Source organism: Ureibacillus sp. GCM10028918, from assembly GCF_042666115.1.
In the GTDB taxonomy this organism is placed as follows: domain Bacteria; phylum Bacillota; class Bacilli; order Bacillales_A; family Planococcaceae; genus Ureibacillus.
Genome location: NZ_JBHTFK010000002.1, coordinates 550,975 through 563,274 on the forward strand (window position 1 = coordinate 550,975; position 12,300 = coordinate 563,274).

Below are 12,300 nucleotides of genomic sequence, written 5' to 3' on the forward strand. Positions count from 1 at the left end.
GAATTTTTTTTGGTAAATATCAATTTAAAAGACCAGGTTGAGGTTACAGACGGACTCTTTGTCCTGGGTTGGTTGCCTCGCTCGTCCCTCATGAAGATATTGTACTTTCGGGTTAACGTTTAGGCGACCGCATTGTTTTCAAGTGTTGTCAAGACGGTCTAGGTTTGCATTAATTTTTTAAAAATAAAACATATAGTCAATTTCGAGTAATTGACCTTATCTACACTCTGTAACCTGTTAAAGGTTTTTTTCTGTGCCATGAATACCAAAAAGGTCTGTATTGTTCAGAATCCCCACCATTTGAATTAAAAACCAATTGTTAGGTAATAATTAATATAATTGGAAAAAGAGGTGAAATAATGAGTTACCCATATCTATTGCTTATTTGTTTGTTAATGATGTTATCTATTGCTATCGTAATGTATTATCTAGGCACAAAGGTTTCATACAATTACATCCTGTATAACGCTTCAGTCAGTACCGGCTCCGGTGTAATCTTCTTTTTGTTCAAGATGATTTTTACAATGGATAAAATAAGTCCTGTTGAACAAATACTAGACATTGTCATTACAATGCTGCTCGTAACAGTTTGGTTTGTCGCCTTGATAGAAACATTTACAGTAGAAGTTATGGAAAATGGCCGAGAAATAAAAGGCGATATTATTTCTATAGCGAAAAAGGTTAAAACAGTCGAGATTAAAACCGTTCCTTCTAGAATTGCAAAGCAAGTTAATATAATTTCAGTTAGAGCGAAAACTTACTTTTTGAAAAATAAGCTCACTTTAAAAATTCATAGATTGATTGGTGAGTACAGTAAAAATAGAGAAGTAAATAAAAGGGTGTGATGAATGTGAAAAGGGCAGTGTTTTTAGATCGAGATGGTGTAATCAATGAGGTTTTAACCAATCGAGTAAAATTTGTTAATCAACCAAAGGATTTTTATTTTCTGCCTGGTGTACCTGAAGCTATAAATAAGCTAAATAATTATTTTGATCATATCTTTGTTGTAACCAATCAAGGTGGCGTCGGGCTTGGATTTATGAAGGAAGCTCAACTCATTAAAATTCACGAACATATGATTAAAGAACTAAAAAAATCTGGTGCAGAAGTTCATGACGTTGCTTTTTGTCCACATAAACCAAAAGCGGGTTGTGAATGCCGGAAACCAGGAAGTAAAATGATTGTTGATTTAGGGAAGAAGTATGAGATTGATTTACCAAGGTCATATATGGTTGGTGATACCGATACAGATATTCAGGCTGGGAAAAAAGCTGGAACCAAAACGGTGTTTTTAGGTAAAAGCGATCCACTAGCTGATGCTATTTTTCCGGATTTGTTTACGGCTGCAGATTGGATCATTGAAGATGCAAATAGAAATCAATAAAATATTCAGAGTTTGGTTAGAAGTAGAAAAATCTTTGAGTGATTAAGAATCTTTGCTAAGGAATTAAAGCTTGAATAGATTTTCGTTTCGGGGCGAGTATAGATTTCGGCTATGCCTTTTGCTGCAGAGCATTGTTTTTGTTGCACCGAAAGCGAAGCGACAGGTGCATTGTTTTTTTGCGCCGTAATTCAATTTAGCAAAATCAAAAAATATCAAATTTCTCAAAGAGAAATTTGATATTTTTTGATTTGTCCCAGCCTTCGAGAAGCTTTGTACACTATTTTCTTTTCTTTTTATCAACAGCACCAACTAAAGGAACTTTCTTAATAACTTCTAATTCAATTTGTACATGAAATCTATTTTCCTCGATTTCGGCTACATCTGTAATTTTACCTTTACGTCCCTTCAGTTTAATCTCAGAACCAACTGCAGGAACTTCATTTAATAATTTACTAATAAATAGTGTGTTTCTTTCGTAAAAATGAACAGCGAACATAAACTATCTCCCTTCAACTTAATATACTTACATTCTATGAAGTAAAATGAATTGTAGAAGGAAGGAAAATGTAAATAGAAAATAAAATTTAATAAGTTTAGATTGAAAAAGTTGGGACTTAAGTAGAAATTTCAATAAAACTAGCGAAATAAATGATAACATACGGATACTTTATAAATTGATTGCAGATTAAAGTGTTTACTAAAAAGATGACGATACTTGAGACTGCAGACTTTCAACATGCACGCAAAAAGATCAGTTTTCACACACTGAAAAAAACCATTTTTCTCGAGAAAAATGGTTTTTTGGGTTTTGTCCCAGCAACTTCTTACTAGTTATTTTGATTTATGACAGATTCCTTATAATATTTATTTAAAGTCATTAGTGCACTTCCAATTCTTTCGTCCTGAGGTACAATCATTCTTTCTACACCTCGATCATGTAATGCTTTACCTGTAACTTTCCCGACAGGAAGAGCAAGTACTTGATGTTCAAACGCTTGTAGAAGCTCAGATTTCTGATTTTTCTCTATTGCGTGGTTGAAAAGGAACCGAACTTGCTGGATACTTGTAAAACTTACTGCATCAACTTGATTTGTTAGTATTTCATCCATTAATTGTTCCAAAATATCCTTCTTTGGAGGAATATGTTGGTAAGGAATAATTTCTTGATAATTAGCCTGCTGTTCTTTTAACCAATTAATGAGTTCAACTGCGGGATCACCATAAAGTTGAACTGCCACGGTTTTATCCTTCAAATCATATGACTGCATTTGGCGAATCAGACCAGAAATACTTCCGTCATCATCCCTTACCATAGGTACTAAGCCTCTCTTTTTTAATGTGTTAGCTGACTTATAACCACGTATAGCAATATTCATCTTTTGGAGAGCCTCTCTTAGGCCTTCTTCATGGTCCATTTCTTTGGCAACCTCGAATAATTTCTCAATTCCAATACCAGTAGTGAAGAGGATCCATTCAAATTTTCCGTTGATAATCTCTTTAACTTCATTTCCAATAAAACTAGAATCAAAGAATAAGGTTCCTTGAGCGGGGCGGTGTACAGCAGTTCCACCGAGTTGCTTGATAATATTTATTTGCTCATCTATTTTTCTTGTTCCTAATAAAGCGATGCATTTGTAATCTAATCCACCCATCTATATCCTCCTCCTTATTTAATAATTCTATATTAACAGAAATTATGTTGAAAAGTACTTATGTTAGAAAAAATAACACAAAATAACTTAAGATAGCTATTTGGAGCTCGTATTTAACTTATTTTTGTATAATTCGTGTTTAAATGTAAACGTTAACAATAATTTTTGTATAAAAAGACGCTTTACAAATGAGTCTTATGTGATATTATCTGACATATAGGTTTTAGAATTTTCTGTCAAATCAATCGCGATTTCGAGGAGGATTATATATGAGCAAAAAAAAATTAGTTCTTATAGGAAATGGTATGGCTGGTGTAAAAACGATTGAGGAAATACTACATGTTTCGAAAAGTAGTTTCGAGATTACGATTATAGGAGAAGAACCCTACCCAAATTACAATCGAATTCTTTTGTCCAAGGTGCTGCAGGGTGATACGACGGTAGATGATATCACATTGAATGATTGGTCTTGGTATGAGGAAAATGATATTCAGTTATTTGTAAATGAAAAAGTTGTTGGAATTGATATTAATACAAAAGTGGTTACCACGAATATAGGTACTGCAATTCCTTACGACGAACTAATAATAGCAACAGGATCAAAGCCATTCATTTTGCCGATTCCAGGTAGCGATAAAGAAGGCGTTACGACATTTCGAGATATAAAAGATACCGATGAAATGGTAAATGCTTCGAAGAATTATAGCAGGGCTGCTGTTATTGGTGGTGGATTGCTAGGTTTGGAAGCAGCGAGAGGTTTATTAAACTTAGGAATGGAAGTAACGGTTGTCCACCTTGGTAATAACTTAATGGATCGCCAGTTAGACGCTACTGCTGCTTCTCTACTGAAAACAGATTTAGAAAGACAGGGAATGAAATTTTTATTAGAGAAAAACACAACTGAAATAATTGGCGAAAACCGAGTGGAGTATTTAAAATTCGCTGATGGAGATGAACTGGCTTGTGATTTAGTTGTAATGGCAGTGGGTATTAAGCCGAATATTGAGCTAGCCCATAAAACTGGGCTGAATACAAATCGAGGTATCATCGTTAACGATTACTTACAAACAAGCATCCCCCATATTTATGCAGTTGGTGAGTGTGCAGAGCATGATGGAATTGCATATGGCTTAGTAGCACCTCTATTTGAACAGGCAAAAGTGCTGGCAAAAGCAATCTGTGGATTAGAATCCTCCCCATATGAAGGTTCGGTTGTATCTACTCAACTAAAAGTTTCTGGTGTGGAAGTGTTCTCGGCAGGGGAGTTTATCGAAGGTGGCGAGAAAAAAGCGCTAAGGATTTATGATGAACAAGATGGTCTTTATAAAAAAGTGGTTTTTAAAGGTAAGAAAATAGTTGGTGCAGTGTTGTTCGGCGATAGCAGAGAAGGAACGCGTCTTTTCTCTATGATAAAAAAACAAGCAGATATTTCAGATACGGTTAAAGTTAGTCTGCTACAGCCAGTTGGAGGAGATACTGGTGAAAGTATTGTTGCATCCATGGAAGCTGATGAAGTTATTTGTGGATGTAACGGGGTATCCAAAGGATCCATTGTACAGGCTATCCACGAACAAGGCTGCAATTCCGTTGAGGGCATAAAAGCGTGTACTAGTGCATCACGATCGTGTGGTGGCTGTAAATCATTAATCTCTGAATTACTTGAAATTACTTTAGGAGATAACTTTGATCCTGCAACTCAAAAGGAAACCCTATGTGGTTGTACTAGTCTATCACGGGACGAGGTCATTGAGGCTATTCGTGAAAAACAGTTAATGCATACTCGTGAAGTAATGAATGTATTGGAGTGGACTACTTCAGATGGATGTTCGAAATGTAGACCAGCATTGAATTATTATTTAGGCATGATACATCCGCTCGAATATGAAGATGAAAGTGAATCACGCTATGTGAATGAACGTTTACATGCCAATATTCAAAAAGACGGTTCTTTCGGAGTTGTTCCTCGTATGTATGGAGGAGTAACGAACTCAGATCAATTACGCAAAATTGCCGATGTGGCAGATAAATATAATGCAAAATTGCTGAAAGTTACAGGTGGTCAACGAATTGATATATTCGGTATTGAAAAAGAGGATTTACCAAAGGTTTGGGAAGAGCTTGATATGCCTTCGGGTTATGCCTACGGGAAAACATTGCGTACTGTTAAAACCTGTGTAGGTGAGACATTCTGCAGATTTGGCACACAGGATTCTATGAGTCTGGGAATTGCTTTAGAGAAAAGATTAGAACGTGTTGGTTCACCACATAAATTTAAAATGGCCGTATCGGCGTGTCCTCGTAATTGTGCAGAATCCGGTATTAAAGACTTTGGGATTGTTGGGGTAGAAGGAGGCTTTGAAATGTATGTAGGTGGAAATGGCGGGACACATTTACGTGCTGCCGACCTGCTCGGCAAAGTAAAAACCGCTGAAGAGGTGATTGAATATGCCTCAGCCTACTTCCAGTATTATCGCGAAACTGGCGTTTACTTAGAGCGAACATCAAAATGGTTGGAGCGTATGGGCCTGGAAAATATCAGAGTAGTTATGGAAAATCCAAAAGAACGAAAAGAACTAAATGAACGCCTTAATATAGCAGTTACAGTGCAAGAAGATCCTTGGAAGAAAATTATCGGCAATGAAAAAATTAAAAATGAACTATTTGAAAAAGTAACGGTACAACAATAACAAACTGGAGGGAAAGCAATGAAAAAAATTGCAGAACGTATAAAGGTCGTTAAAGTTGATGAGGTTGCTAAGGGTTTTGGAAAGACAATACGAATAGGAGAGGTAGAAATAGCACTTTTCTGTTTAAATAATGGAAGCTTTCATGCAATTGAAAATCGCTGTCCTCATAGAGGTGGAGTACTGGTAGAGGGATTAGTAAGTGGACAGCATGTATTCTGTCCAATGCATGATTGGAAAATTGATATTACGACAGGAAAAGTACAAGAGCCTGATCATGGGTGTGTAAAAACCTTTGATGTTGAGGTTGAAGGTGACGATGTATATATTCTGCTTTATTGATTTCTGCGACTATAAGAAAGTTCACAAAACGATTTCCTTTTGAGGAGGATGCAAATGTCTTATATTAAACCGGATATAGTTGTTGAAAATATGATTCAAGCTGGAGCAGATAAAGCGAAAATACCAATAAAGGATTTAGTTATTCGTGGTATTTTATCTGGTGCATTATTGGGTTTTGGAACAACTTTAGCATTTACGGCTGAAATGCAAACAAAAATAGGAATTGTTGGGGCAGTTCTTTTTCCAGCTGTCTTTGTCATTATCATCTTATTAGGACTTGAATTAGTAACGGGGAATTTTGCATTAATTCCCCTAGCTGTAATGGATAAAAAAGCAACAGTAAAAGAAATGCTTAATAACTGGTTTTGGGTTATTGCTGGACATTTAATTGGAGGGTTAATTTACGCTGTATTATTTGTAATAGCAATTACGAATCTTGGTACAGTCACTGACCATGCAGTAGCCCAAAAGATTATTAATGTGGCTGAAAGTAAAACGCTCACTTATCAGGCATTGGGTGCTACAGGGCTTATTGTAGTAATAGTTAAAGCGGTTCTTTGCAATTGGATGGTTACACTAGGTGCAGTTATGGCCATGACTTCAAAATCCACTATTGGCAAAATCGTTGCAATGTGGTTACCGATTCTCATTTTCTTTGCACAGGGATTTGAACATGCTGTTGTAAATATGTTTGTTATTCCGGCGGGTATATTACTAGGTGCTGATGTGGGAATTGCAGATTGGTGGGTATGGAATCAATTTCCTGTATTAATCGGCAATATGATTGGAGGATTTATTTTTACAGGGCTGGCACTATATTTAACCTACCATAAATTACCAAAAAGCAAACATGAACGTCATCAAGTGAAAAATACCAATCCGATAAGCGAAGTGGAGGGGTTCTAATATGAGCGTTGTTTATATTGTTGGTGCTGGGCCAGGAGATGAGGAGTTAATTACAGTAAAAGGGTTAAAATGTATTGAATTAGCAGATGTCATTTTTTTTGATCGTTTAGTAAATAAAGATTTATTAAAACATGCAAAACAAGATGCAAAACTAATTTCTTGCGGTAAGTTTCCTAATTGCCATACGATGCAACAAAACACAATTAATCTGGAATTAGTGAAATATGCAAAACAAGGAAAAGTTGTAACACGCTTAAAAGGAGGAGATCCATTTATCTTTGGAAGAGGAGCTGAAGAAGCAGCAGCTTGTCGAGAAGCTGGCGTACGCTTTGAAGTCGTACCTGGTATCACATCAGGGATTGCCGCTGCAGCGTACGCTGGCATCCCGGTGACTCATCGTGAATATAGTTCTTCATTTGCAGTAATTACTGGGCACCGAAAGGAAGGGGAAACTGATAATATTCACTGGGCGTTATTAGCGGAAAGTGTTGATACTTTAGCCATTTATATGGGAATGAAGAATTTGAATTATATTACAAACCAATTACTGGCCCACGGAAAAAGTAAAGAAACACCTGTAGCATTAATACATCAAGGAACAACAAATCAGCAGCGTACGATAATTGGAACGCTTGAGACAATTTTTGATATAGCCATTCAAGAGCAAGTGAAAAACCCGAGTATGATTATAGTAGGAGAAGTTGTACGTTTAAGAGAAAAATTGAATTGGTTCGAAGAAAACAATGAATATCTTGTAGCTAGTGCCCTGTGATGGAAGCAGGCCAGTAGAGCAACTCCTTTATTAGGCACGATTTCTTCAAAACGGAAGTGAAATGTTACTTATCACTCAAAAGAATAGAAGGAAAACGAAGTCATCTTATGGAATGTGGTTTTTAACAGGCAGTAAATATTTCCCCAATGTAACATAATTGTATAGTGTATATTGATTGTACCAAGTCATAAGCAATATTGTTTATGGCTTTTTATTATTGGATGTCTCTTTAAATTCTATCAATTCATATATATTAATAGAGGAAGTATTTTCAAAACACAGTCAATTGTTCTAGCAGTTAAAGACCTTTAGCATATACTATTTCCAAGGGTGATAAGAAATGATAAAAGTTGGATATGATGCTGGACATGGATTGCATACAGCAGGTAAACGGACGCCAGATGGAGAAAGAGAATGGTCATTCAACGATAAAGTAGCCCGTGCATTTGCAAAAGAATTGGCTCTATATAAAGGAGTAATGACTAGGAGATTTGATGATCCCACAGGACAAAGAGATGTTCCGTTAAGAGAACGTACAGATGGGGCAAATAAATGGTCTGCTAATTACTATATTTCATTTCATCACAATGCACTTGGGAGTCGGTGGGGAAATCATACAGGTGTTGAAACCTTTGTGTATACAAGTCCTCAACCTCGAAGTGTTGAATTAGCTAATGCAATCCATCCTGCAGTTGTTAAATCTTATGGTCTTAGGGATCGAGGAGTAAAACGCGGAAATTTACACATAGTTCGCGAAACAACTATGCCTTCGATTTTAATTGAAGGCGGCTTTATGGACAGTTTAATCGACATAACAAAACTTCGTAATGATACTGTTTTAGCAAATGCTGGTAGGTCTATTGCGCAAAATTTTGCTAAATTTGTTGGTTTGACTAGAGCGATACAAAGTCCCAAGGAGGAATTAACGTTGGCACAATATGAGGAATTAAAACGTTTAATAAATGCTCAGGCTAGGAGAATACAAGAGTTGGAAAGACTGATTGGACTAGTAGAACGTGAACCGCTTGCTGAGCATGCAAAAGAATGGGAGTGGGCAACGAATATTGGACTATTAAGTGATGTCTATCCGAATCGTCCTCTCACAAGAGAGCAGTTGGCAGAAGTTGAATACCGGAAAGCTTCAGGTGAAATTCAACTAGTAGTGGAACCAGAATAAAGCAATGGTAAAGAGATATAGGTGTTCTTTTAGGAAATAATTACCATTTTCTATAGGTCTGAATTTAGCATCGGCTAAATTCAGACTTTTTTATTACACATAAACTACGTGATAAAAACGCATAATGAAGATATTACTTCAAAATAGGTGAATTTATGAAAAGAAAAATTTTCAGTTTTTTATTGGTTTTAGTCTTTTTACTAGCGATTGTTATCATGTCGATATCGGTAAGCCCAAGCAAAAATTTGAATGAACTAGAAGTGAAATCCTCTGAGAAGCCTGTCATTCTTCTTACTATTGATTCCTTAATGAACGAACCACTCAAAAAAGCAATGAAAAATGGCCAGGCACCAGCTTTTTCTTTTTTAATAAAGAATGGGCAATATATCCCCGATGTCATTAGCTCCTATCCAACGATGTCTGTCGCAATTGATAGTACGATATTGACCGGTGCTTATGCAGATCAACATAAAATACCAGGTCTTATTTGGTTTAACCAAGAGAAGAATCGAATGATCAGCTATGGGAGCGGAATGAGGGAAATTTGGAATAATGGTGTGAAAAATGTAGCAAAAGATAGTGTTATTCGGTTAAATAATGAACACTTAAGTTCAGAAGTGAAAACCATTTATGAACAGCTTGCGGAAGCTCAAATTCCTTCTGCTTCAATAAATGGATTAATCTATAGAGGAGATGCAATCCATCAATTATACGTGCCCAAAATCCTTTCAATGATGCAATTACTTCCTAAAGAAATCGAAGTTGGTGGACCGACGATTTTATCGCTTGGTGCGCTATCTCAATATAATCCTGATAACGATAATCATAAATTTATTTGGAATCGGATGGGCGTAAATAATGATTTTACGGTTAATGAGCTAAATTACTTAATTGAACATAACCAATTGCCGTCCTTTACACTTGCTTATCTTCCGGATCTCGATGCCCAGGTGCATCGAAAAGGAATAGAAGAGGGGAGTGCAATTGAAGAAATAGATCAAACAATTCAGAAATTATTCAATCAATTCAATTCTTGGGAGGAAGCTCTTGAGGAAGTAACGTGGATTGTGATGGGGGATAGTGCGCAATCTCCCATAGAACAGGATAAAGAAAAGGGTTTAATCGATCTTAATGAAATACTTAAGAATTATTCATTTTGGAGTGGAGAAAATCCTGAGGGTCAATTAGCGATTGCTATTAATGAACGTATGGCATATATCAACCTGAATGATGAAAAAATTGAGATGAATGAAATAATAGATCAATTAAAAGAGGATAAGCGGATTGGTTTTATTGCTTGGAAAGACAAGAATTTCAATTATGTAATAAGTCCAGAAAAGGAAAATGTCCTTTCATTTTCAAAAACCGGCCAATATAAAGATTCATTTAACCAAAGTTGGAATCTGGAAGGAGACTTTTCTATTTTAGATTTTTCCATCTCACAGGATAGATTAATTCAATATGGCAATTATCCTGATGGTCTTTCGAGATTGTATGGAGCCTTACATTCACATGAGGGTCGTTATATTATCGTAGATGCTAAACCATCCCATGAATTTATCGAAGAACATAGTCATGACCATGCAGGGGGAGGTGCACACGGCTCACTTCATGAAGTTGATTCCATTGTACCCCTTATTGTTTCAGAATCGGATACAAAGCCTAAATACAACCGGCTTGTAGATATTAAAGAATGGATACTCGAAATCGTTCGTTAAGTGTCCCGCCTCTAGTTTTCGATATTTAAAGAATATCAGATTGAATAATTGTGTTAGTGAATTTTCATACTATCATTTGTATGAATAAAATTTGGAGGCATAAAAAATTGACTACAGAACCCATTACGGTAAATGCGATTATAAATGGTGAAAAAATACAGACAGAAAAGAAAATAGCGCGTGAAAATCCAACTCATCCAGAAGAAATTGTTGGTTATGCACCAAACAATACAAGAGAAGAGACTATGAAAGCAATTGATGCGGCATATGATGCATTTAAGGATTTTGCATGGAGTGATGTGGATGATCGCATTAACCGAATGAAGAGAGCGATTCAAAAAATTAAGGATGCGAGTTCAGAAATTGCCGAGTTATTATCCCGTGAGCACGGAAAAGCACTATATGATGCACAAGGAGAAATTGCAATTTCCCTTATGTGGATGGAATTTGCTTGCGAGCATGTTAAAAAAGTAACTGCACCTGAAACGAAAGAACATGAAAATGGCAAAACAATTATCACCCATGATCCAATCGGAGTGGTATCTGCCATAACGCCTTGGAACTATCCAATTTCATTATCGACCATTAAAATTGCACCCGCTTTGTTAACAGGAAATACGATGGTACTAAAACCAAGCCCATTAGCTCCTTTAGCTGTAAGTCGTGTGACTGAACTTATTGCAGATGAGTTTCCCCCTGGTGTATTAAATGTCGTTAATGGGGATGCAGAAGTAGGTGTGGAACTAACATCGAATGAAAAGGTAGCAAAAATTGCCTTTACAGGTGGAACAAAGACAGCCAAACATATCATGAAAGCTGCATCAGAAACGATCAAGAAAATGACGCTGGAGCTTGGAGGCAATGATGCGGCAATTGTACTTGAAGACTTTGATGTGAATGATGAACGTGCATTACGAAGAATGGTTATTTCCAACTTCTTAACAGCTGGCCAAATATGTATGATTGCCAAGCGTGTGTATGTTCACCGCTCCATTTATAATGCATTTGTTGAAAAATACATTGAAGCAGCAAATAAATGGATTCGCATTGGGGATCCATTTAATCCAGATGTAACGGTTGGTCCTGTAAATAATAAGAATCAAGTGCAGTATGTACAGAGTTTAATCGAGGATGCGAAAAGTAAAGGGGCTAAAATAATTCCTCTCGGGAAAATCTTAAACCCGGAACTTATGGACAATGGCTATTTCCTGCAACCAACCCTTGTTTTGGATGCAAGTTACCAAGATCCAATTGTAGTTGAAGAACAATTCGGTCCAACGGTTCCAATCCTTCCATTTGATGATGATGAGCAAGTCATTGAATTGCACAATGAAAGCATCTATGGATTAACCAGCTCTGTCTGGGGAGAAGAGGAGCATGCAGTTAAGGTTGCCCGTCGAATAGAAGCCGGTACAACAATGATTAACACAGCAGCAGTACAAGGACTGGATGTTCGATTCCCGTTCGGTGGAGTCAAACAATCTGGCGTTGGGAGAGAATATGGAGAAGATGGTATAAAATCCTATACTGAAACACATGTAATCAACTTACCTAACAACTTGGAATTGCCGTATATTCCGGAATAGACAACCAACCATTTTTCTATAATATATGTGAAGAAGAAACTCCTGTAGATTTAAAGGAGTTTTTTTGTATCAGCAATTT

Annotated in this window: 11 protein-coding genes; 9 read left to right on the forward strand and 2 right to left on the reverse strand. The window is 36.5% G+C overall.

The window, feature by feature from the left end:
• Positions 1–359: 359 nt before the first annotated feature.
• Positions 360–845 (forward strand): hypothetical protein, encoded by a 486-nt coding sequence (locus ACFQU5_RS02725; RefSeq protein ID WP_390284453.1) that lies wholly within the window; start codon positions 360–362, stop codon positions 843–845.
• Positions 846–850: 5 nt separating this feature from the next.
• On the forward strand, positions 851–1,384 hold the full coding sequence (locus tag ACFQU5_RS02730; protein WP_390284455.1) for a D-glycero-alpha-D-manno-heptose-1,7-bisphosphate 7-phosphatase: 534 nt from the start codon (positions 851–853) through the stop codon (positions 1,382–1,384).
• 277 nt (positions 1,385–1,661) lie between these two features.
• Here ACFQU5_RS02730 and ACFQU5_RS02735 read toward each other — a convergent pair whose 3' ends face one another.
• Positions 1,662–1,880, reverse strand: a complete 219-nt coding sequence (locus tag ACFQU5_RS02735) for a hypothetical protein (RefSeq protein ID WP_390284457.1) — start codon at positions 1,878–1,880, stop codon at positions 1,662–1,664.
• A 331-nt stretch (positions 1,881–2,211) separates the two neighbouring features.
• On the reverse strand, positions 2,212–3,036 hold the full coding sequence (locus tag ACFQU5_RS02740) for a uroporphyrinogen-III synthase (RefSeq protein WP_390284459.1): 825 nt from the start codon (positions 3,034–3,036) through the stop codon (positions 2,212–2,214).
• A 269-nt stretch (positions 3,037–3,305) separates the two neighbouring features.
• Here ACFQU5_RS02740 and nirB point away from each other — a divergent pair, with 269 nt between their 5' ends.
• The 7 genes from nirB (at position 3,306) to ACFQU5_RS02775 (ending at position 12,221) form a co-directional block, all read left to right on the forward strand.
• Positions 3,306–5,723, forward strand: a complete 2,418-nt coding sequence (gene nirB / locus ACFQU5_RS02745) for a nitrite reductase large subunit NirB (RefSeq protein WP_390284461.1) — start codon at positions 3,306–3,308, stop codon at positions 5,721–5,723.
• Between the two features lie 18 nt (positions 5,724–5,741).
• The gene (gene nirD / locus ACFQU5_RS02750; RefSeq protein ID WP_390284463.1) at positions 5,742–6,062 is read left to right on the forward strand and encodes a nitrite reductase small subunit NirD; all 321 of its coding nucleotides are present in this window, start codon (positions 5,742–5,744) and stop codon (positions 6,060–6,062) included.
• Positions 6,063–6,116: 54 nt separating this feature from the next.
• Entirely contained in the window at positions 6,117–6,968 is an 852-nt protein-coding gene (locus tag ACFQU5_RS02755) for a formate/nitrite transporter family protein (protein ID WP_390284465.1), read from the forward strand.
• Between the two features lies 1 nt (position 6,969).
• Positions 6,970–7,740 (forward strand): uroporphyrinogen-III C-methyltransferase, encoded by a 771-nt coding sequence (cobA, locus tag ACFQU5_RS02760; RefSeq protein WP_390284467.1) that lies wholly within the window; start codon positions 6,970–6,972, stop codon positions 7,738–7,740.
• 340 nt (positions 7,741–8,080) lie between these two features.
• Positions 8,081–8,917, forward strand: a complete 837-nt coding sequence (locus ACFQU5_RS02765) for an N-acetylmuramoyl-L-alanine amidase (protein ID WP_390284469.1) — start codon at positions 8,081–8,083, stop codon at positions 8,915–8,917.
• A gap of 155 nt (positions 8,918–9,072) precedes the next feature.
• Positions 9,073–10,635, forward strand: coding sequence for an alkaline phosphatase family protein (locus ACFQU5_RS02770; protein ID WP_390284471.1), 1,563 nt, complete (start codon positions 9,073–9,075; stop codon positions 10,633–10,635).
• 80 nt (positions 10,636–10,715) lie between these two features.
• Complete coding sequence (locus ACFQU5_RS02775) at positions 10,716–12,221, forward strand: aldehyde dehydrogenase family protein (RefSeq protein WP_390284473.1); 1,506 nt, start codon at positions 10,716–10,718, stop codon at positions 12,219–12,221.
• The last annotated feature ends 79 nt before the right edge of the window (positions 12,222–12,300 follow it).